15 protein-coding genes are annotated in these 23337 nt (G+C 51.3%); 8 read left to right on the top strand and 7 right to left on the bottom strand.

Going from position 1 to position 23337, the window contains the following annotated elements; translation table 11 throughout:
* Positions 1-150 precede the first annotated feature (150 nt).
* The 5 genes from BN6628_RS23385 (at position 151) to BN6628_RS26740 (ending at position 11759) form a co-directional block, all read left to right on the top strand.
* On the top strand, positions 151-1101 hold the full coding sequence (locus tag BN6628_RS23385; RefSeq protein WP_068621083.1) for a helix-turn-helix transcriptional regulator: 951 nt from the start codon (positions 151-153) through the stop codon (positions 1099-1101).
* Positions 1102-1192: 91 nt separating this feature from the next.
* Positions 1193-1732 carry a DinB family protein gene (locus tag BN6628_RS23380; protein ID WP_068622588.1) on the top strand — a complete coding sequence of 180 codons (540 nt, stop codon included), beginning with the start codon at positions 1193-1195 and terminating at the stop codon, positions 1730-1732.
* A 584-nt stretch (positions 1733-2316) separates the two neighbouring features.
* Positions 2317-5457, top strand: a complete 3141-nt coding sequence (locus BN6628_RS23370) for an ATP-binding protein (RefSeq protein ID WP_068621079.1) — start codon at positions 2317-2319, stop codon at positions 5455-5457.
* A gap of 11 nt (positions 5458-5468) precedes the next feature.
* A complete protein-coding gene (locus BN6628_RS23365) occupies positions 5469-6614 on the top strand; it encodes a response regulator (protein ID WP_068621077.1) in 1146 nt (381 codons plus the stop codon).
* A gap of 168 nt (positions 6615-6782) precedes the next feature.
* A complete protein-coding gene (locus BN6628_RS26740) occupies positions 6783-11759 on the top strand; it encodes a S8 family serine peptidase (protein WP_068621075.1) in 4977 nt (1658 codons plus the stop codon).
* Between the two features lie 316 nt (positions 11760-12075).
* On the opposite strand, the gene pepT is transcribed toward BN6628_RS26740, so the two are convergent.
* Complete coding sequence (gene pepT, locus BN6628_RS23355; protein WP_068621074.1) at positions 12076-13311, bottom strand: peptidase T; 1236 nt, start codon at positions 13309-13311, stop codon at positions 12076-12078.
* A gap of 191 nt (positions 13312-13502) precedes the next feature.
* Between pepT and BN6628_RS23350 the strand changes: the two genes are divergently transcribed.
* A complete protein-coding gene (locus tag BN6628_RS23350) occupies positions 13503-13826 on the top strand; it encodes an MGMT family protein (RefSeq protein ID WP_068621073.1) in 324 nt (107 codons plus the stop codon).
* Positions 13827-14017: 191 nt separating this feature from the next.
* On the opposite strand, the gene BN6628_RS23345 is transcribed toward BN6628_RS23350, so the two are convergent.
* From BN6628_RS23345 to BN6628_RS23335, 3 genes are all read right to left on the bottom strand, one after another.
* A complete protein-coding gene (locus BN6628_RS23345) occupies positions 14018-14452 on the bottom strand; it encodes an SHOCT domain-containing protein (RefSeq protein ID WP_068621072.1) in 435 nt (144 codons plus the stop codon).
* A gap of 424 nt (positions 14453-14876) precedes the next feature.
* On the bottom strand, positions 14877-16151 hold the full coding sequence (locus BN6628_RS23340) for an MFS transporter (protein ID WP_068621071.1): 1275 nt from the start codon (positions 16149-16151) through the stop codon (positions 14877-14879).
* A 42-nt stretch (positions 16152-16193) separates the two neighbouring features.
* Positions 16194-16811: a TetR/AcrR family transcriptional regulator gene (locus BN6628_RS23335; protein WP_068621069.1), complete on the bottom strand. Its 618-nt coding sequence runs from the start codon at positions 16809-16811 to the stop codon at positions 16194-16196.
* A 261-nt stretch (positions 16812-17072) separates the two neighbouring features.
* Between BN6628_RS23335 and BN6628_RS23330 the strand changes: the two genes are divergently transcribed.
* The gene (locus BN6628_RS23330) at positions 17073-18077 is read left to right on the top strand and encodes an iron-hydroxamate ABC transporter substrate-binding protein (RefSeq protein WP_068621067.1); all 1005 of its coding nucleotides are present in this window, start codon (positions 17073-17075) and stop codon (positions 18075-18077) included.
* Between the two features lie 203 nt (positions 18078-18280).
* Here BN6628_RS23330 and BN6628_RS23325 read toward each other — a convergent pair whose 3' ends face one another.
* Entirely contained in the window at positions 18281-18889 is a 609-nt protein-coding gene (locus BN6628_RS23325) for a TetR/AcrR family transcriptional regulator (RefSeq protein WP_068621065.1), read from the bottom strand.
* A 239-nt stretch (positions 18890-19128) separates the two neighbouring features.
* Here BN6628_RS23325 and BN6628_RS23320 point away from each other — a divergent pair, with 239 nt between their 5' ends.
* Complete coding sequence (locus BN6628_RS23320; protein WP_068621063.1) at positions 19129-20472, top strand: MFS transporter; 1344 nt, start codon at positions 19129-19131, stop codon at positions 20470-20472.
* A gap of 196 nt (positions 20473-20668) precedes the next feature.
* On the opposite strand, the gene BN6628_RS23315 is transcribed toward BN6628_RS23320, so the two are convergent.
* Positions 20669-20848, bottom strand: a complete 180-nt coding sequence (locus BN6628_RS23315; RefSeq protein WP_068621061.1) for a CsbD family protein — start codon at positions 20846-20848, stop codon at positions 20669-20671.
* 107 nt (positions 20849-20955) lie between these two features.
* Positions 20956-22500, bottom strand: coding sequence for an alpha-amylase (locus BN6628_RS23310; protein WP_082927038.1), 1545 nt, complete (start codon positions 22498-22500; stop codon positions 20956-20958).
* Between the last annotated feature and the right edge of the window lie 837 nt (positions 22501-23337).

Genomic DNA, 23337 nt, shown 5'->3' with positions numbered 1-23337 from the left:
GGTTACTTTCGAGCCTGGCAGATCGTACGGAGTAGATTATGCTACAATTCTAATCAGATCAAAGTGTCGTGAAGCCGGTTAGGATGGCCCGGGTTGGCATTAAAGGCTAAGGAGCCGATGAATTGTGGAACGAAGGAAGGAGAGCCTAACATGAACAAAACAGACCGGATGCTGGCGATCATGCTAATGCTGCAGTCAAGGGGAACGCTGCGGGCGGAGGACCTGGCCTCCAACTTTGAAACGAGTGTCCGTACGATCTACCGGGATATGCAGGCGTTGAGTGAAGCCGGCGTGCCTGTCGTAGGGGCACCGGGAACGGGATACTCTTTGATGGAAGGATACTTTCTGCCCCCCGTGAGCTTTACCGCCGACGAGGCTGTTGCGCTCCTGATAGGGACGGACTTCATTATCCACAATTTTGAGGAGAATTACCGGGATTCTGCCGAGAGCTCACGGATGAAGATTGAAGCGATCCTCCCGGAACGTGTCCGTACGGAGGCGGACAGGGTTAGAGGCACAACCCGTCTGCTGATGGATGCGGAGTCCTGGGCCCGTTCAAGCCGGGAGAATCCTACCCTGGGCCTGCTTCGTACAGCTGTGATAAAGGGGAATAAAGTCCGCTTCAATTATGTGAAGGCCATACCTGGCCCTAGCGGAGAACGCTTTAGCAGCCGGACGGTCTCCCCTTATGGACTGGTGCTCCTGAGGGGCAGGTGGATGCTGATCGCTTATTGTGAACTCAGGCAGGAGATCCGTCATTTCCGGGTATCCCGGATGCAGGATATCAGCATGCTGGAGGAACAGGCGGTTCGCCCGGCGGATTTCAATTTGGCGGCCTACTCGCCACCGGATGACCGGGAGCTGCGGGTACGGATTGAGGCTGATCCGGAGCTTGCAGACCAGCTGCGGGAGAAAGGCAGCTATTATGTGGAGCAGGTTACCGAGCGGGAGGGGCGGCTCATTGTAGATCTGCGGGCCCGCCACGTGAATGAGATTCTGGGCTGGATCCTGAGCTTCGGCTCCAGAATGCGTGTACTGGAACCGGAAGCCGTCCGCGTGAAGATTCGTGACGAGCTGCGGCAAATGGCAGAGAGCTACTGACATAATGCTGTCAGGAGGGATGCGGTATCTTAACTACAAGATGATTTTCCTGCCAGCAGGAATCACGCATACTGAAGGGGGCACACTGCCAATGAACATTAAAAGTATATCTGAGATTATTCGTGAAATGGAGAAATGGACCGCCCACTATGAGGAGAATGTGAACCGGTTTGGTCTGGAACAGCTTCAGCAGGTTCACACCGAAGGAGAATGGTCCCTTGGCCAAATGTATGTGCATTTGATCGGCTCCGCCGTATATATGCAGCTCCGCAGCGCACAGCGATGTCTGGAGCGAGAGGAAGAGCTGTCCCGGGAAGCATTCAAGACAGAAGTGGGCGAGGGAGTGTTCAAGCTCGGGGGCTTTCCTCCGATACGGATTCAGGTTCCACCTTCCCCACAGTATACTCCGCAGCAGCCAACAAGCCGGGAACAGCTTTTGGATGGGTTCAAGGAGGTACTAGAGCAGATGAAGGCTTTAGAGCCGAAGCTGGAGAACTACGATGAGCAATATAAGGCACCTCACCCAAGACTCGGGGCCCTATCCGCTATGGAATGGTTCGCCCTTACGGAGATGCATTATCGTCATCATCTGCTTCAAGAGGAGAGGCTGTTACAGGCTTTGGAATCCTGACACTAGGCAGAGCTTAGCATAAACAAGAACCTTCAAGTAGGCGGGCAGCACGGGTTGGGCAGATTCAGGTCTACATAGAACAGGCCAACTGCTGCCGGGCATGCTGCCGGACTTTGAAGGTTCTTTGTATGTGAACCGACGGAAGGGATGGGCCGCCGGAGGCGACATTTGTTCAACTCCTCTACTATATAAAATGAACTTTAGAATTAACCGGTCTCAGCTTCGATCCCGAGTGATTCTGAAGAAGCGGAGCGTCCGCCTTTGTCTCCGAAATGCCCCAATGGATATCAAGTTCAAGCATTTCGGAGACAACAGCGGCCTTAAAGAACATTCGGCATCGCAGCGCGCCGAATAGGGCAACTTTCATAAGTTCATTTTATATAACTCCTCTACTAATTCCTCTATTAATTCTCCTATCTTATATGGGCGTGTCCAATCGATTTCACCTTCCATTTGACGTTATTCGACAAAATATTTCATAATTCTTCATTTTTCTATTGAATTATTGGTAAAAACTAGTTTATATTCCTATATAAGAAGATAAGTTATCTATGAATTAAGTTAAGCCACCTAGAGGAGCACGCATGAAGAGACAATGGTTGTGGGTCCTGATCAGCATGGGCCTTGTTTTTATTTTTCCTATATCCATGATGATCTCCATCATTCAGTCTTCTCCGCTAAAGCCGCAGGCTCAAGGGGGATACCTGGATTTAAGTGATTGGGACTTTCAGAGCCGGGGGCGGGTGGAGCTGAAGGGGGAGTGGGAGTTCTACAGGAGCCAGCTCCTGAAGCCGCAGGATTTCCAACGGGCAGCCGCAGGGGCCCAGAGGCCAAATCTTTCCGGGCTGGTTCAGGTGCCGGGCGAATGGAATGCCTACATCTCATCGGACGGCAGGCCGGCGTCGCTTGGCTACGGGACCTATCGGCTGAGAATCAAGCTAAGGGATCAGACCGGCAGTCATATTTACGGAATCCGCACGGATAGTATCCGCATGTCCAACCGCGTGTATATAAACGGGCAGGAGGTCGGCGCAAGCGGGAACCCGTCACCAGGTGGCGGATCGTCCGGGAACATTCCCTTTACCGCATTCTTCCCTCTTCGAGGAAGTATTGCCGAGATTGTGGTCCAAGTTGCGAATTACAGCTACTCATCGGGAGGCATCATTACGCCGATCCTGTTTGGGGATGGAACATCGGTCTTAGGATCATATCAGGCCAGTCTGCTCGAAGACCTGATTACTGGAATCGGTTTTCTGCTGTTCAGCCTGCACTTCTTATATGTTTTCCGCAATAGGAAGCATGAATATGCTTCCCTGCCGCTAAGCGGCCTTTGTGTAGCGGGATTGGTTTACGTGTTGACACACGGGCAAAAGCTGATCGGAGTGATTGTGCCGGGACTCTCTTATGAAATTATTTTGAGAATCCAGCTGATCGCTGCCACCTTGGTGTATTTTTTCCTTGTCAGGTATGTGGCGGCCTCTATTCCACAGGTCATTTCCAGAAGGGCTATTGTGGCGTCCAACCTGCTAACCGCTGTTCAGATCGGAGCGGGGATTCTGCTGCCAGCACGGATTTTCTCGGAGTGGGACATGCTTGTGTTAGCTTATGGGTTTGCCTGCGTGTCTTATATCTTCTATGTGATGTTAAAAGGGATGAGGCAGTACACCGGACACAGCATTCTGATGCTCACCGGGGGGCTCAGTCTCCTGGCTATCATTATTGTTAAGCTGTTCAATGTTAGCGGGGTTCTTCAGAGTGATGTGTTTGTCATATACGAAATTTTGATTTTTGTCTCGGTGCAGACGCTGCTGTTGTCCAAGCGTTTCACCGACTCTTACCGGGAGGCAGAGAATCTTTCAAACCGGCTGCTTACACTTGACGGACTTAAAGATGAATTGATGGTCAACACCTCCCATGAGCTCAGAACGCCTCTGCATGCCATCGTTAACATTTCGGAATCGATGCTTGGGGGAGCGGCTGGCCCGCTGAGCCCCGCGCAGGCGGAACATGTGTCGCTGGTTGCCTCAACGGGAAAAAGACTGGCCCTTCTGATCGATGGATTGCTCGATTTCACCAGGCTTCGGGCCGGGGACATGGAGCTGAAGCTGGGGCCTGTCGATCTTTCCTCAACAATCCGAACCGTATGGGAGGTCATCAGTCTAACGGCCTTAAATAAGGAGATCCGGTTCATTCAGAAGTGGCCGGAAGATCTGCCAAAGGTATATATGGACGAAGGCCGGCTTCAGCAAATTTTGCTTAAGCTGCTCAGCAATGCTGTCAGATATACAGATCGGGGCGAGATCACGGTAAGCGCGTGGAGAGAAGAGGACCGGGTGAGCTTTACCGTGGAGGACACTGGCGTGGGGATGCCGGCCCCTTATGTGTCCGAGTTGTCCGAGCTGTTCTCTCGAAGAATAAGCCCGCTTCTGAACGAATACAGTGTTCCGGGGCTCGGACTGCGGGTGGTTTCGGAGCTGATCAAGCTTGCCGGTGGATCGATCGAAGTGAAATCAGTTGAAGGAAGCGGGACAGCTTTTCGTGTGACTCTGCCTGTGGCAGAAGAAGGCCAATCTGCGGAGATGGACCGGGAGCAGCCCCCCTTCCCATCAGCTGGGAAAGATCGCCGTGTGAACCCGTCTGAGGCTGTGCCTTCTTCCAGGTTTCAGGTAATGCCGCGAAGTATGGAGGAGGCGAACGGGGACGGAGGAGAGCACGAGTTTACTGTGCTGATCGTGGACGATGATCCGGTGAATTTGAAGGTGCTGGAGAGTTTGCTTCATGTCGAGAGCTATCACGTTATCCCGGTGGCCAGCGGGCAGGCTGCGCTTAATGAGATTAAAGCCAATCCCCGAATTGATCTCATTATTCTGGATTGGATGATGCCGGGAATGTCAGGGCTTGAACTGTGCCGGACCCTTCGCGGGACGTTTATGCTGGCCGAGCTGCCTGTGCTGATGCTGACGGCCCGCAGCAGTCCTGAGGATGTCCAGGCCGGATTTGAAGCGGGCATTAACGACTTTCTAAGCAAGCCGGTTAATGGTGTGGAACTGCGGGCAAGGGTCAGAACGCTGCTGCAGCTTAAGCAGTCCGTACAGACTGCGGTCCGCACAGAGATGGCCTTCCTGCAGGCTCAGATCAAGCCGCATTTTCTGTATAATGCGCTGAACACCATGATTGCCCTATGTCCAGTGGACCCGGATAAAACGATGAGGATGCTGCTTGAACTGAGCCAGTACCTGAGAGGCAGCTTTGACTTCCGCAACAGGGATCAGCTCGTTCCCCTGCACAAAGAGATGGAACTGGTAGAGTCCTATATTTACTTGGAAAAGGCAAGGTTTGAAGACCGGCTTCAAATGGAGTATACCGTTGAGGGAGATCTTCAGGTCATGATTCCCCCGCTTAGCATTCAGCCTATAGTGGAGAACGCGGTCAGGCATGGGGTTATGGAGCGGGCCGCTGGAGGAAGAGTTCACCTACAGATTACCGTGATGAAAGAGAAGGTGCAGGTAACTGTGACTGACAACGGGGTTGGCATGACACCGGAACAGCTGGAGGTTCTGCTGTCGCCTCAGGCGCCGCAGCGTGGGGTAGGTCTCAGAAATATCCATCAGCGGCTGAAGACGCTGAATTATCAGGGTCTTCACATCGAGAGTCAGCTAGGCCAGGGAACAAGCGTATCCTTCGAGCTGCCGAGCATCTCAGTGCATCAAGCCAGTAGGGAATAGGAGAGAAACGGATGAAAGCTGTTTTAATTGACGATGAGAAACCGGCGCTTCTCCAGCTGGAGCGGCTGCTGCTAGGTGATGGGCGCGTGAATGTCCTGGAACGGTTCACCTCCGTTCAGGAGGGGCTTGATTTTTTAAGACATGAAAAAGTGGATGTGGTCTTCCTCGATATCGGCATGCCGGAAATGAATGGCCTTGAGGCGGGGGAATACATCCAACAGCTGAATCCATCTATTCGAATCGTCTATATTACCGCTTATTCGCAGTATGCCCTGGAAGCCTTCGAGCTGTATGCGCTGGATTATGTGCTTAAGCCGGTCATGCCTGAGAGGCTCGTTAAGACGATAGACCGGTTGGAGGCGGTTATGAGCCCGGTGCCTGAACGCGCACAGCCTGCAGAGGATACAGGAATCTTCAGGATTCAGCTGTTCAAACGGCTGGTGCTGCCGGATATTCACGCACTGGATGGCAAAAAATTGAGACTCCGCACAGCTAAAGCCCAGGAGCTGCTGGCTTATCTTTTGAACCTGGACGGGGAGTGGGCATCGAAGGATCGTATACTTGAAGCCGTGTGGCAGGGGTATCCACTGGATAAGTCCATCACACATCTCCATACCGCCATTTATCAAATCCGGAAGCTGTTGCGGGACCTTGGAGCCGACGCCGAAATTGAATACGCCCATGAGAATTACCGTCTGAAAAAAGGGAAAGTCAGCACCGATGTGGAGCAGTTCGAGCTTAAATTGGAGAGACTGGGAGAAGCCGGGGGACAGAAGCATCGGGAGATTGCCGAGCAAGCGGCTGCCCTTTACCGCGGGGGATATCTGGAAGAGCATGACTATGAGTGGGCCAAGTCCAGACGTGCGGAGCTGGACAGGAAATATATTGAGCTTGTACTCGACCTGGCCAAATATGAGCTGGGCTGCGGACAGGCCAGTAAAGCGGTTAGGCGGCTGGTGATTATAGCCGAAATGGACCCGTACTCAGACCGGATCAGCAGGCTGCTTATTGAAGCTTACGGAGGGTTAGAGGAATATACGGAATTACGCACTTATTATGAACAGTTTAGAAGCCTGCTCCAGGAGGATCTGGGCTTGAATCCTGAGGAGGAGACGCGGCGCAGATATGCCCACTGGGTGGAGATGATGAGGAAATAGCAGATTTGACCGGGAGGCGCTGTTTGACCGCAGGTGTGGCGGAGCAGCGTCTTTTTTAGTTTGGTTTAGTTCTTTAGTCCTGCGCAGCGATGGTTCAGAAATGGTTCAGTGGACCTTGTTATTCTAGTAGAAATATTAGATTTTACTAGAAGAATGAGAGGGAAGACATTGGACAAACAGAGATTAATCAGCAAGATTGCATCGATTCCACTCGCCGTAGGTTTGATCGCCGGAGGAGCTGCACCGTACGCTTTTGCAGATGCGGCAGCGGGGGTGGGAACGGGAACTACTTCATTGCCTGTCTCTAAAGTATCTCTAGCTTCCGTACAGCCGGCTTATATCTCGCCGCAGATCGACACGGATTCGAGCCAGAAGGTAAGAGTTATTGTTCAGCTTACTGCGGAACCGACTGCGGTGGGGATGTATGCCAGCAAAATGGGTGTTGCCAGCCTGACTGCGGAATCGGCTGAACAGGCAGCCGACAGCCAGCAGTCCACTGTGCTCAGCAAAGCCAAGGCTGCGGGCATCAATCTGACCGTCAATTACAAGTATGATACGGTTCTGAACGGCATGGAAGTCTCCATTCCCGCGGATCAGATTCCGGCTCTAGCCGCCATCCCGGGTGTTAAGTCGGTCAGTGAGAACCATACGTATTTCAGTGTTCCCAAGGAAGAACAGAATGGTCTTGGCGCTCAAAGCCCTTTCTATGATATTAACCCGCTCAAGCAGATCGGTGTTGAGGGGGCCTGGGACAAAAATTTGACGGGTGAACACCTGAAGGTGGGAGTCATTGATACCGGGATTGATTACAATCACCCGGATCTGAAGGGTGCCTACAAAGGTGGATATGACTCGATCAATCAGGATGATGATCCGTATGAGGATATTCCAGGCGGTTCGTCAGCGGGCTCCCAGCATGGCACTCATGTATCCGGTACAATCGCCGGCAGAGCAGCAAATACATTCTCGGACATTGTACAGAAGGGAGTAGCTTACAACGCCGATTTATATGTATACAAGGTTCTGGGTTATAACCCTGAAGAGAAGAAGGCAGTAGGTTCCTCCGCTCAGGTAATTGACGGGATCGAGCACGCGGTCGAGGCGAAGATGGATGTTATCAACCTTTCTCTGGGCTCTGACCTGGAAAAGGACGTTAATACTCCGGACGCCATCGCCATTAATAACGCCGTGCTGGCAGGGGTAACCGCAGTCGTGGCCAACGGCAACGCGGCAGGCAATGGGGAGTATTACTACACCATGGGTTCCCCGGCTTCTTCCCAGCTCGCCATTTCGGTTGGAGCGGTGAACAGCACTAGTAACCACTATACAGGAACGGTAAATTGGTCGCTGGGAGCACCAGGTCAGAACCTGACTAATGCGACCCAAGGGCTTCAAGCCGCAGACACACAATCTGCTGGTTCGGCGGCTCAGAAGGATGCTGGCGGCCAGGAAGCGGCCGGTACGAGTCCAGCCAGTTCCGACCCGGCTGCCTCTGATGCAGTGAAGGCGGACGATGCTAGTGCATCAGCTGCTGCTGCGGGTGCCCTAGAGGGAACTGAAGCTACAGCTAAGCAAGATACAGCCTCTAATCAAGATCAGACGGCTAATGCCACTGAGCCTGATGCTGCAGCTGTAGTACAGGGAGGTTCTGCACCTGAGGCAGACCATACAGACGCGGCTGCGGGTGAAACTCAGACTAAAGCTGAAGCGGTCCCCACTGCTTCTCCTCAAGTGAATGTCAATATAACTCCGCAGTCAGGCAGCTCAGAGGACATGGCTTTGATGGCATGGCGGACCAACCAGGAGGATTTCGCCGCTGTTCTTGGTACAGACCCAATTGATGCTGTTTACGTGGGTCTTGGCCAACAAGGTGACTATGAGGGTAGAGACGTGACGGGTAAAGTCGCTTTCATTTCCCGTGGCAAAAGCGCATTTGCCGATAAAGTGAAATTGGCCAAGGATCACGGGGCCAAGGCTGTAGTTATGTTCAACGGGATTAATTCCAGTGACACAGAAGTTCAACTGGATGATACCAAGATTAATAGCAGCCGGAACGGGCATATCGGAAGTGCCGGCTATCTCGGTGACAGCCTGGAGTACATTCCGGCGTTTGACATGACAGGAACCGAGGGCCGGGCTCTGGCCAGACAAGTTCTGGCTAATCCGGATGAGCCGCTGTATTTCACCTTTGGCAGTAACTATGATAAGAACACTTCGCGGGGGGATATCATAGCTGATTTCAGCTCCAGAGGGCCTGATTCAGATGCCAATCTGAGCATTAAACCAGACTTGGTTGCACCAGGCGTTAACATCATGTCTACCTGGCCAGCATACGGTCAACAGGATAACGAATACAGCGAAGCTTATTCGCGTATCAGCGGCACCAGCATGGCAACTCCGCATGTGGCTGGCCTTGCCTTGCTGCTTAAGCAGGAGCATCCGAACTGGAGCCCGTTCGATATCCGTGCGGCATTGGCGAACACTTCAGACGAGGTTTCGGATGCGAATGGAGTGCAATACGATGTGTACTCTGAAGGTGCAGGGCGCGTCAATATTGCTAAAGCGATCGATACTCCGGCGGTTCTGCAAGCCGTGGACAAGATCAACATCTTGGACAAGTACTTCGTATCGCATGAGGTGGACAATTACAGCTCATCTGCAAGCTTCGGTACTATGAAGGTTGGCGATGAGGCCAAGACCGAAGAGCTTCAAGTCAAGAACTTCTCAGGTCAACCTGTGGAATATGCAGCTTCCGTAGTTATGCATCCTTCGGTTACCAGCGATCCGCAGCATCCTGTGGCTACTCCGGATGTAAGCAACATCACCGCCAATCTCGAAGGTCTTACCAATGGGAAGGTTACTGTGGCTGGCGGCACCGACGGAACTTCGTCTGTATCTAAATTCAATCTAACTGTGCAGCCTACAATGAATGCAGCGAACGGGGTCTACGAAGGGGAAGTGCTTCTAACCAGCACGACACCAGGAATTCCAGACCTTCATCTGCCATTCGTCGTTCATGTTGGAGACAGACCGGCCAATGGATTTGGCGTTCAGGACGTATCTGCTTCGCCTGCGTTAATCTGGACAGACGGGGAGAATACAGCGAAGAGCACGAGTGTTACTTATACACTAACAGCGAATGACGCCAACTATGTTGAGCTTGATGTCTATGGTCTTGACGACAACCTAATCGGGACCATGAAATCCCAAACAGTTCCTGCTGGACAGTACCTTCAGCCAGGTACCTACACGTTCAATCAAATTGATGGTACCTATGCGGATGTAGGTGGCAGCCCTGATCAGAAACTCGCACCGGGAACGTACAAGCTTGGGGTACTTGCAGCACAATTAGATGCACAGGGCTTACCGGTTAAGGATGTAAACGGAAACCCAATCGTGTATACCGCCTACGGTCAATTCCGCGTTACTTCCGCGGATATGGAGAAAGTGCTGCATCATGCGGATCAGTTCAAGAGTTTGGTGAACGTCGCCAACACAACAGAATTGGATAAAGCGGTTCTTAAATTCCCGGAGAACAATGAGTTCTCCTATAAAGTCATCAAGAGCATGAACTCCAATTATATCGACGACAATGGAATTCTCAAGAAGATTCCGGCTTATAACGAATCCAAAATAAATACAGAGCTGAAAGTAGAGATTGGACTGAAGCAGCAAGCTGCTCCTGGCTTAACTCCAACTGTTCCAACTACTTCTGTCTCAACGATCGTAAGTGTACCGGTCACGATTGCTCCGGCCGCACCGCCGGTGACACCGGATCCAACGCCAACGCCGGATCCTACGCCAACACCAGTGCCAAATCCGACGCCGATGCCGGACCCAACACCAGCACCGACACCGGGCCCAGCACCAGTGCCAACTCCAACGCCGACACCAGCACCGGCGCCAGTACCAACAACAAAGCCTTCAACCGGAGTGAATCCTTCTATTCCGGCGGTGATCAGCCAAGGCCAGACGCAGGTACAAGTGGTCGGCGCAGCTGCAAAGAACGGCAATGGGGTGTCCCTCTCCTTCAAGGACGAGGACCTGGCCAATTCGGTAAAATCCGCATCATCGGCAGCCGCATTTGTTGTATCGGCAGCTGATACCGGCAGTCAGGAGCTTAAAGCAACGATCAGCCCTGCCCAGGTTCAGATTCTGGCTCAGGCTCCAGCCAAGAGTACTTTGGTTGTGAACAGCGAAGGCTCATCTGTCTCGCTTCCGCTGTTATTAATGAAGAGCGTTCCGGCAGACTCTGGAGTAGAGGTGGTTATTGCACCGGATGCCTCCAAGCAGGGTGTGTTCACTTCCCAGTTAGCAGGAAGCAGTGTGGTTGGAACTCCGGTGAGCTATGAGGTTAATGTAGTCAATGCTCAAGGAAGCAAGCCGATTCAAGCCAATAAGACGTCAATCAAACGCTCCTTTACAGTAAAAGGAACCATTAAACCGGGTACAGCAGGGGTATTGTACGAAGAGAATGGAGTTGTCCGTCCGGCTGCATCCACATTTGCACCACGGGAAGACGGAACAACGATTGTAACGGTAAGCCGTCCAGGGTTCTCCACCTATGCGGTGGTAGCTCGAAATGTAAGCTTCAGCGATATCTCCGCAAGCTGGGCCAAGGATCAGATTCAAGCTATGGCCGGCAAGCTGCTCATTAACGGCACATCTGCGGATACATTCTCGCCGAAGATGAATGTAACCCGGGCGGAATTCGCCTCCATGCTGGCACGGGCGCTGGGACTTGCTTCCGCGACTCCGGCATCCGTATTCTCGGATGTTAAGGCAGGCACATGGTATGCGGCCGATGTGGCTGCAGCCTATGAAGCAGGATTGATCAACGGTACGGGCAATGGCAAATTTGATCCGAGCGCGCCGCTTACACGTGAGCAGTTGAGTGTAATCCTGTCCAAAGCAATGAAGCTTCTGGAGGTGTCCTCCAGCAATCCGTCCCACACTACCTATAGTGATGCGGGAACCGTATCCGGGTATGCTAAGGACAGTGTCCAGGCTGTAACTGAAGCCGGACTGATGCAGGGTGAGATTTCAGGAGGAGTCTTCTACTTCCACCCTGGGGTTACGACCAGCCGGGAGATGGCAGCCGCAACGATCTGGAAGCTGCTCAGCAAGGCGCAAATGGTAAACTAACTAACCCTATTGAGCGAGAAGTTTATCTGTTAAAAAGAACAAGCGTGCAAGCCCGCATTCGATAGAATGCGAGGCCGCACGCTTGTTTGTTTATGTTCCAATGAGCGCCTGTAGTCTGATCGTCATAGATCTGGTTGCGACATGCCCAAATGGTTGTGTTCATCACATCGACCAGACGGTTAGCTATTATGTGTGATGATGCCTGTCGTCAACGTTGCTGCGGGTTCTGTTGAGCCGAGAGACAAGGGCGCACGCCGGTTATTCAAGCATGCCGTGGTGGATCATACACCCTGCTGCCTAGGGAGTCTAGATAGGATCAGGCTTCCTTTTGCTCGAACAGCTGTACAATCTCAACGATAACCTGGACCGCTTTAATCATGTTGTCAACCGAGATGAATTCGAACTTACCGTGATAGTTCTCGCCGCCGGTGAAAATATTAGGGGTCGGCAGTCCCATATAAGAGAGCTGGGAACCGTCAGTGCCTCCGCGGATCGGCTTCACATCCGGCTGAATCCCCAAATTCACCATAGCCTGGTGAGCGATGTCCACCACTTCCCGCACAGGCTCAATTTTTTCCCGCATATTGTAATATTGGTCGTTCATGTTAAGCAGAACATTGGCCTCCCCATAGGTTTGGCGGAACTCTTCAACCAGCCGCTGAATGACAGCCTTGCGTTCTTCAAAACCTTTCCGGTCGAAGTCACGGATAATATAATACAGGGTTGTGGACTCCACGTCCCCGTTTACGGACAGCAAATGATAGAAGCCTTCATAGCCCTCTGTAAATTCCGGTGCCTCGCTGGCAGGCAGGCGGCGATTGAATTCCATGGCGATTTTGGCGGAATTGATCATTTTACCTTTGGCCGAGCCGGGATGGATGTTGTTGCCTTTTATTGTGATCTTGGCGGACGCTGCATTGAAGCTTTCATATTCCAGCTCGCCAAGCGGCCCTCCGTCCACTGTGTAGGCATACGTGGCATTGAAGGCGGGAACATCAAAGCGCTGCGGCCCCCGGCCAATCTCCTCATCAGGGGTAAAAGCAACCCGGATTTTGCCATGTTTAATTTCCGGATGCTTAATTAAATAGTCCATAGCCGTCATAATCTCGGCAATTCCGGCCTTGTTGTCAGCACCAAGCAGGGTGGTTCCATCGGTAGTTATCAGCGTATGTCCGATATAATTGGACAACTGCGGGTATTCTCCAGGGGACAGCACCACATTCAGCTGTGGATTCAGGAAAATGTCTCTGCCGTCGTAATTCTCATGAATCTGCGGATTTACACCAGCCCCGGTGAAGTCGGTAGCCGTATCGACATGGGCGAGAAATCCGATCGTCGGCACCTCTCTCTCCGTATTGGAGGGCAGGGTTGCCATCACATATCCGTTCTCGTCAATAGTGACCTCAGACATGCCAATGGACTTCAGCTCTTCCACAAGCATGTGGGCAAGCGTCAGCTGTCCTGGAGTAGACGGGCAGGTCTCGCTGTCTTCATTGGATTGGGTGTCAATCTTGACGTACGAAGTCAATCGTCCGATAATTTCTTCCTTCATTTTGGCACAACCCCATTTCATGATAGTTAGTTAGTCTACCCTAAGGATAAATAACCCTGAACAAGGAATCAACACCAGCCCAAATGAGGTTCTGATTTATGAAGCACACGATAAGCGCGGAGGTGTATAATTGAGACAGCGGTTTTATATAGAAAAAGCTGCTTCAAAACCAGCTAAGTTAGGGTGATACGATGACCCCATTTACGGCTCAAGTCATCTCGGTGATTCAATCCATCCCCGAGGGCAGGGTGATGACCTATGGACAGATTGCGGCCTGTGCCGGCTCGCCCAGAGGTGCGAGGCAGGTTGTGCGGATTCTGCACTCGATGAGCGGGAAGCACCAGCTGCCGTGGCACCGGGTGGTGAACAAACAGGGGGAGATTGCACTGCAGGAGGATGAATCCAAGTCCCTGCAGATGCTGCTTCTGGAAAGCGAAGGGGTTGAGCTGCTGCCAGGGAACCGTGTTAATTTGCAGCGATACTTGCACGAGCCAGACCCGCCTCAGCCAGTTTGAATGGGATCCCTTAGATCCCGTGAAGACATTTGAGGCATTTCGCGGGTTCAGATAACGCCTGTGCGCTGGCAAACAGGGAGGCATCCTCTCAAACGCAAAGGAAGCCCCGTACTCATCCTTAAGTACGGGGCTTCCTTATGGTCCAGACGGCATAGGATAGCGCGTTTATTACGAACCCAGCCGTCTCGGTCTTAGCTGTATTTCTTACCGTAGACGCTGCTCTCCACAATGGCTGGGAGCTCTGCCTTCTGGGCCAGGAACTGCTCCTCAGTCAGGCTGCCGCTGGCAAGACGCTGTTCAAGCTGCTGCTCAAGCTCTGCAAGCTGCAGGTCAATAACCTGCTGCACGTTCCCCTGCTTAGCCTGAGCAATCTCTGCCAGAGACTGGCCGTTGTAGACAGCCTGATACAGCTCCTCATCGGAAGAGGTTCCAAGCGCCGTATGAAGGCTGTCACTGGCAGGCAGGCTGGCCTGAGCGCTCTTTTTCAACTGCGGCCTCACTTTGTCTATATTGATGCTGATCAGCTTGACAAGCGGGCTGGCATATATTTTCTCACTGTGCAGGCCTGTGCTAATGGTAACGACCACCGCAATAGTACCACTGATGATAATACGTTTCGGATGCATAGGTATAACCTCATTTCAGGATTCTTTATGTAGAAGGCGTACGGCACGATAAATCGTTCACTTTAGAGACAAAACAAAAAGGTTCTTGATCACTACTACGGCTGAAAAGGCTAAAGGTTACATAACAGGCTAGGTGCCTGCTCGGGTGGGATGACGTAGGTTCATTATATGCGCCCAACCTTAGAATAAGATGAAAACGCACAAAATCGCCACAGTTAGAGAAGCCGGAAGCCTGCTCCGGCTGAGCTCCCGGCTCAGATTATTTACCACCAACCTTGCTGACTGAATCGCCAAGAACACACACTTTTAATGAAAACATGTCTCTTAAATGGAGCGCGCCTCAGCCATCTGAATAATTCCTGAATATACCATCAGCTGAGGTGAATTCTAGCTCAGTAATCTTTAATTCTTCGTTAGAAGTGTGTTATTCGGCAGCGGTTGATATACCCGCAGATTCGGACCGCGATAACTGATATTTACGGTTCAGCGAGGGCAGGATCACCCAGTAATACAAGCTGACCGCCAGGATACAGAATCCAAGGACCATATAGAGTGATTCAATGGTTACATATTGAGGAAAAGCTACAGCCACGAGCCCCAAGGATACCGACTGTCCCAGCATCATCAGCGGATCGATCCAGGCGCTTACGCGGCCCATGCTGCCCGGGTCCACAAGCTCCGGCAGCCATCCGCCGAAGACCACATTAACTGGAGCCAGAATGAGCCCAGTGATTAAGACCAGAACCATATAAATCCAAATGCCGTCCATCATGCCAAGCAGGAAGGTGAGAAGAGCAGATAGGATCAGGCCGCTGATCAGTACGGTGACCTTGGAGAACTTTTGAATTAGCACGGCGGCAATCGAGCTTCCAATCAGAAATCCGATCCCGAGAAAGACGGTGAGCAGCGCTGAGTAAGTCTGGTAATGCTCTGGGCTCAGCTTATACCGCATAGTGAAGATCGGGAGCACGGAGAACACACCGTTGATTACACCAAATACGAGAAATCCGGAAATAATGGCAAGCAGCAGCTTGTTGGCACGAATATATTTGAAGCCCTGCCAGAACTCTTGGGCAATGACCCGGATATGTAAGTCCTTGAGCTTGGCCGGACCGTTCGGGAGCCGCACCTCTGGCTCGAATCGGCATCTTGCAATCAACAACCCTGAAATGAGGAAGCTGGCTCCATCAATGATAATTGCACCTTCAATCCCAAGATAATTATAGGCAATAGAACCAAGCCCTGTTCCGAACAGCATAAAAATCCCCATGATAGACTGGTTCAATCCGGCAGCTTGAACATATTGGTCTTCCTTCATGATGCCCTGAAGCAGGCTGGTCTCAGCCGGCACAAAAAATTTGGATACTGCACCGCGCAGAAACAAAATGGCAAAGGCTGCCGCAATCCAGCCCTGATGCAGAACGAGCAGAAGAATAACGGTCAGCCCTGCGCGGATCCAGTCACTGTTCATGGCAATACGCTTGCGGTCAAGCTTATCTGCCAGCACACCGACGAACAGGAACACCGCCAGCGTGGGAAGCGAGTACATTAGTTCCGCAATAGAGGCATAGGATGGCTGACTGCTGAAGTGATCCAGAAGGTAGAACACAAAGGCCATATTGCCTACGACCGTACCCAGCTGGGAGGTGAAGTTGGCCAGGAACATTTTCGTAAAGGTCATATTCTTAAAGAGCTGCATGAAAAAACCTCATTTCCTTATATAGTTAATCTGCAGTACAGCTTATTCCTCTATCCCAAGCAGGGCTTTGAAGAGGGGAATCATAGCGTCAAGCTGTTCGCAGGCTTGGGCCTTCAGAGCACCTACAGCCATCGCATGCGACATAACACCTTCTATGTGGGACGTAATGATCTTGGCGATCAGTTCAATTGGATGAACAGGCTTGAATTCGCCTTTATCGATCCCGGCCTTCAGCACTCGTAAGACATAGTCTAAACCTGTCTCGTATCGCCGGATGAGGCGCATACGCCTTTTCTCATCCCGGTAGCCGGCGAGAAAATACTCATAATAAGCCGAAGCCAAGCTGTTCTCTATGGTGAGCATATCCTTCTTCTGTTCGTTCAGAAGAGTCTCAAGTGCCGCCCAGCTTGTAGGCGCCTGTGCTATAAGCTCTCTTAAGATCTGCTCGTTCTGCTGCTCGTATTTCTCGATAAGAGCTTCAAAAATCTCCTCCTTGGTCTGAAAATAAAGATAAATCCAGCCTCGGCTCATCTGGGTCTCTTCTACGATATTCTTCATCGTGGCGAGTTCGAAGCCGTGACGGATAAAAACCCGCTCGGCCGCGTCCAGAATCATGTTAATTCGCTGCTGTTTGACTTCATCTGAAATTTTGGGAGACATAGGATTCACCTTTCTCTATCAGGATTTCCGCCGTGCAGGGGCAGATGCACGGTGGAGAGTTGCGCTAATCTTAGGTTGTGAAATAAATGAACCGTGTGTCATTAATATAAATGACACACGGTTCATTTTGCAAGAGGGTATGGAAAATTTATTTACCGGTTCTTCGCGGTAATTCGTAGATAATTGTGGAACAACAGTATTGACAATGATAATAATTCTCATTATCATTACCTTATAAAATTGGACGACCGGGAGGACATCATGATCCATTATTATAAGAAAACAAACCGTAAATTTGGGCTTTTGTTTATCAGCCTGCTGGCTGTAGCCCTGCTTCTAAGCGCTTGTGGCAGCAAATCATCTGACTCGGGCAGCTCATCAACCACACCGGACAAAGGCGCGTCCGAACAAAGCGCTGCTGAGCCCAAGGAGAAAGAAATGACGGATGCGATGGGACATAAGGTGAAGATTCCTGCAAATCCGCAGCGGGTGCTCGCCTCATATCTGGAGGACCACCTGACTGCACTGGGAGTAAAGCCAGTTGCCCAGTGGTCTGTGGCTAAGGGGATTCAAGACTATCTACAGACTGATCTGAAGGGCATTCCAACGATTTCCTACGATCTTCCCGTGGAATCTGTTCTTGGATTGAGTCCGGATCTGATCATTATCGGTTCCGAAGCTCAGGTTCAGAAGGGCTTATATGAACAGTACAGCAAAATCGCGCCTACTTATGTGCTTGGTGACGCGGTTAATAAAGATTGGCGCCAGGCGCTGCTGAAGATTGGTGAAATTCTCAATAAAACGGATCAAGCCAAGAAGGCAATCAGCGATTATGATACCAAAGCTAAGGAGGCCAAGGAGAACATATCCAAGGCTATCGGCGGCAAATCCGCAGCTATTCTGTGGTTGACCCAGAAGAACTTCTATCTCGTTGACCAGAGCGTATCCAGTGGCGCCGTATTATACGGGGACTTGGGCATCCAGCCACCAAATCTGGTGACGGATATCCCGGCCGACAAGCGTGCAAGCTGGAACCCGGTTACCTTGGAGAAGCTGGCTGATTTGAAGGCCGATTATATCTTCCTCGTCAACAGCGACAAGGGGCAGGGGGCCGATGACACACTGAACAGCCCCGTGTGGAAGGGGATTCCTGCAGTCAAGCAAGGACATGTCTTCGAGATCAGCAAATCGAGCAGCTGGCTGTACAGCGGTGCAATCGCAGGCGGCAAGATCATCGATGATGCTGTGAAATATTTGGTCAAATAACGACTAATTAGTAACGATTGAAGAGGTACAAGTTGTATAAGTAACGAACGTATGGGTAGCGAGGGAAATAGGTAGGGCAGAACAGTAGGGCAGAACAATAACCCGTCAGCTCTTGGATTGAGTGGTTAAGCGGAGAGGCTTCCGCTGACTGCTCAATCCGCTTGTGTGAAGGATCACACAGAGCTGGCGGGTTATTTGCTATTTTAAGCTGGCGGGTGATCTTTCAAACAGAACATCTTCAGGTAATTAGAGTAGTTTGCTAGATTGAGCTGCATATGATTGTTCGTCCCTTCCAGCTTGCTAAGCATGATGCTGCCCTCCAGCAGGGACAGGGTGAAGGAGGCGACAGCATCAGGGTCCAGATCACTGCGGAATTCCCCGCTGTTTATCCCATCCTGAACGATCTCCCTAATGGATTTCAGTGTAGCGCTGGAGCTCTCCTGGGCCTTGAGTCGGAGCAGGGGATGGGCATCGTCACACTCTACAGCGGTATTCTGCATCGGACAGCCGCCGATGAAAGGCGGTTCATCGGTGACATTCTTATATACATGAAAGTGGGCCATAAGCTTGTCGTAGGCGGTCGTTCCCTGCTCGATGGCAGCTGCGAATTTGCCGCCGACAACCTGACAGGCATAGTTATAAGCCTCAACCGCAATTTCGTCTTTACTGGTGAAGTGCCGGTATAACCCGCCTTTCTTAATGCCGGTAGCGAGCGTAATATCTGAAAGGGATGAGCCGGCAAATCCGCGCTGGTTGAACAGCTCCGCAGATTTCATGATGATGAACTGGCGTGTCTGCTCTCCTTTGGTCATAAATAATCCCCCCGTAACACATAGAGTCTATAAACGTTCATGGAATGATGCTGCAGAAAGTTTTGTGTCCAGTATTGCCAATTGGAAGTCTTATGCTATCATAAAAGAGACCGATCGGTATCTTTTATGCAGCAAGATTATTATGACGTGAACCGGCATCCAAAGTCAAACCATTTCATACACGTTCATCTCATATCCATCATGCGGAAGTTATAAAGAGAAGTAAAGGAGAGGGAACGATGCTGGAATGGTTAAAGGCTTCGGTCCACAAAGGACGCAGCAATGTCTGGATTGGACTTGGGGTATTATGGATTGTTGGATTCATCGGCGCTCTGTCGCGCTTTATTATGGCCTATTACCAGGTTCAGATCTCGGCCGACTTAGGGATTGGCCGGGGGTTCATCTCGCTGTCCTGGTCAACGAATCTGTTTATTGCGGCCCTCTGCGCTCCGCTGGGGGGATGGCTGGTTGACCGCTTTGGCGCGAAGAAGGTCATGATTCTGAGCACACTGCTAAGTGTGGCGGGAACCGGCACGGTCTATCTCGGCCATATTCCGCTGGTCTTTTTCACAGGATACGGCATTATTGCAGGTCTTGCGGGAATTGGGGCATCTACGACCTATGTGCTGCTGTTCGGTTGGTTCGACAAGCACCGCGCCAAAGCTATCGCACTCATTCAGAGCGCATCTTCCATTGGTCTTGCGGTATGTACACCGATATTTGCACAGAATTCATGGATCAGCTGGAAGGTTACTTTTCTCGCCTCGTGCATACTGGGGCTGGTTGTGACGCTGCCATTAATTCTGCTGTTTATCCGCAATCCAAGGATTGAGAGAGCTTCCAAGACGGGGAAAGGCACGACTACGGAAGAAGGCAAGACTACCGGGGAAGGCAAGACTGTAGGTGCAAATATACGCAGGGAAGGCAAGACTGCAGATACAACCGTACCGGGTGAAAGAAAGTCCCGACTGAAGGTTCTGGGGAGGACCCAGCTCGCCATTCTTCTTACGATCGGCTTTGCACTGTTCACCTGCGGCTTCAATATGGGCACGGTGGAGATGAACCTCGTTGCCATACATCAAGAGGCGAACGTGCCCAATACAACGATTGCCGCGGCCATGGCAGTCTTAGGTGTTATGGAGATTGCAGGCTCCTTTGCCTTCGGTTTTCTCCTGGACCGTTGGAACAAGCCTTATGTAATGTTCATGCTGTATGGAATCCGGGTGTTCAGCTTTATGATCCTGTTTGCCCACTTCCCGGCATCCCCGGTGCTCTTTGCCCTGTCTTTTGGCATAACGTATTTAGGGGCGGTGCCAGGAGGATTGATGATCGCGGATCAGCTTGGAGGAGCCAAGGGCAGGATGGTTGGGATTCTGCTGTTGTTCCACCAGGGGGGCGGTATTCTCGGGGCCCTGCTGGGAGGCATTCTATATGACTATATGAGGAGCTATCAGCTACTAATCGCCGTGGACGCTGGGCTTGCTTTGGCTGCCGCAGCAGGCTATGTCATGATTCGCCGGTACAAGAATTATCAGGCGGCGGTTCCCGGGGAGACACAGACGAACCTGCCTGTACAGACGTAAGAGAGGGTTATCCTATATAAAAGGCACACAGAAACGGGGCCGTCTGAAAAGACGGCCCCTTCCTTTGTTTAGGCGTTTGGTTTGTGTTCGAAAGGCTCCGAGAATGAACGCCTACTCTGCAATTATTACTTGCTTTTGGGAAGGCATAACACTGTCGTTCTCGTTGGAATGTATACTCAGAAGTCAGGCAGCGCTGTTAGTCTCTGTCTTTAAATTCTCCGACTTTCTGTTGGATCTCGCCTTTCACTTTGTCCGCTTTGCCTTCGGCCTGAAGGGATGCATTGTCTGTGGCGTTGCCAATCTGATCCTTCAGCTCGCCCTTGGCTTTGGACACGCCGCCTTTGATTTTATCACCAAGTCCGTTATCGTGGCTCATTTGGAACAACTCCTTACAGTTAGTGTAGAAATTAATACCCTATCTGGAGCCTTGTTAATCAGCTTAGCTCTCACGTTCAGAGAACTGGCCGATTTCCATGCAGGATATCACAGCTGCTCCTCTGTCCAGGCATCCCGGTCATCCGCATGCCCGCAGATCAGATCCCCCGGCTGGATTTCGTTCCCGGGCTGAACATCTTCATCCGGCTGGGCCCAGACGGAGACACTGCCGCCATTGACCGTGAACACGGCGGAGCCATCCTCGCCAATCGTGATCTGCTCCTCCCTGTTGCCGGTCAGATCAACCCAAACTTCACCTGCTCTGTGAGCTCCAACGTTCATGTTCTTCTCCCCATCGTCCCCGTTAGAGATAATCACCGCGCAGCCGGAGCGCTCAATCTCAGGGACACCCATTCTAACCCAGCCTATGGTGTTCGGGTGGTCGAAATAATCCTGCTGATCTCCATAGGCCTTGTTATAACGGGCACAGAGCAAAGGATCCAACGCTTCCTTCTTGCCCTCGATAGGATGTTCGCCTCCAATGCCATAATAATCGCCATAGAAGACAACAGGATATCCATCTTTGCGCAGCAGAATCAGCGCATAGGCACTAGGTTTGAACCAGTCTTCAATCCAGGATTCCAGCGCTTCGCCCGGTTGGGAGTCGTGGTTATCCACGAAGGTGACAGCATTGAGCGGATGAGAACCTACAAGAGTATCGTGGAAAATCGTTGTCAGATCGAAGGAACTCCCCGCGTGGGATGCTTCGAACAGCTTATAGTGCAGGGAGACGTCGAACAGGTCGATTTTGTAATCGACCGTATTTAGGAAGTCACGGCAGGCTTCCAGTTCATTTTTCCAGAACTCACCGACAATATAGAAATCCTCACCGCGCTTCTTCTTCATCGCCGTGGCGAACTCCCGGACGAAATCATGATTGATATGCTTGATGGCATCGAGGCGGTATCCCCCGCATTGCAGGGTATCTACCAGCCACTTGCCCCACTCCAGCATCTCGCGACGTACATCCGGGTGGCTGTAATCAATATTGGCGAACATGAGGTAATCATAGTTGCCGAACTCGTCATCAACGTTCTCCGCCCATTGTTTGTTCTCCGCGTGAATGCGGAAGATGCCGCTTCGGCCCTTTCGGTTATCGTAGTCCGTACCGTTGAAATGCTCCCAGTTCCATTTAAAAGGGGAGTAAGTGTTGCCTCTTCCCGGAAAAGTAAACTTGGTCCAGCCTTCAATTTCGAAAGGCTCGGAGATGTCCTCGGTCCGGTTGTTCGGGTCCACCTCAACGACCTCGAACCGCTCCGTCTCATCAGCCCCGGCCTTGTGATTCATAACCAGATCCACATAGACAAGAATTCCGTTCTCCTGGCAGGTGGCAATCGCCTTGATCAGTTCTTCCTTGGTGCCGTATTTGGTCCGCACGCTTCCCTTCTGATCGAATTCACCCAAGTCATATAGATCATACACGCCGTAGCCGGTATCCTCAGTTGTAATAGCTTTGGTGACCGGCGGTACCCATACCGCGTCTATTCCGATAGCCTTGAGCTCGGGAGCCCGCTCAGCGAGCCGCTTCCAATGCATGCCGTCCGGTTCAACGTGCCATTCAAAAAACTGCATAATCGTATGATTTCTTTTCAAATTGGATTCCTCCTCCATCGATGCAGCAGTCTGCACCTAAACCTGCATAATTAAGCATTACCCATTCGGACCTAAGATTTAACCCAGCAAGCACAGAATTGGGCAGAAGAATTTCAATTTAATGGAAGTGGGCGGGGGAGACGGGCTCAAGGAGCGCCCTGCAACGCTACACTGCCCGCGGGTAACTTCGCGCGTGCGAAATGCGAAAAAAGAGGCTTGGCAGAAAGGATTTCCAAATAGGATACTGCTTTTTGTGATGGGGGTGAGGTTATAGCAGGAGGAAAAGAGGCCACACATTTCTTTAAAGCTGGGAGCCGGGAAAGGAGGCATCAGGATCAGCAATACAGGAAATGGAATCGGACAAGGTTGATTTGACGCAATTTCCCGCTAATTTCCGCTGTCTGCAACATGAGGTGGTTATTTTGCGAAAATCATGTATATTTATACTATTCATACTTATAATTACACTTGCTTCGCTTGTGATGACGGTTCTGTCAGGCGACCGGACTGGAGATGTGCTCTCCAAGCTCAGAGTACAGCTCAAAGGGTGCCGGCCGCTGCGGTGATGTGACCTGACTGCGCGGCAGCTTCAGCAACCTGGATAAGTGGTATAGATTTATAAGGTAGATTGGCAGGAAGATAGGACTGCAGGAGAAAATACAGCTTATTGAGTAACCACAAGTAAGGAACAGGCTTTAAAATATATAAATATGAGGTGAACAAAAGACGCTGAAGTGCTCATTCTTCACGTCAGCACACAATGACATCAAATGAACCGACTACATACAAGCAGTGTGCATACTGCCATGAGCTTAAGCCGGTAACAGAGTTCCGGCG

Source organism: Paenibacillus tuaregi, from assembly GCF_900086655.1.
In the GTDB taxonomy this organism is placed as follows: Bacteria; Bacillota; Bacilli; order Paenibacillales; family Paenibacillaceae; genus Fontibacillus; species Fontibacillus tuaregi.
The sequence above is the reverse complement of the archived record's forward strand: the minus strand, read 5'-3'. Positions and strand labels throughout refer to the sequence as shown.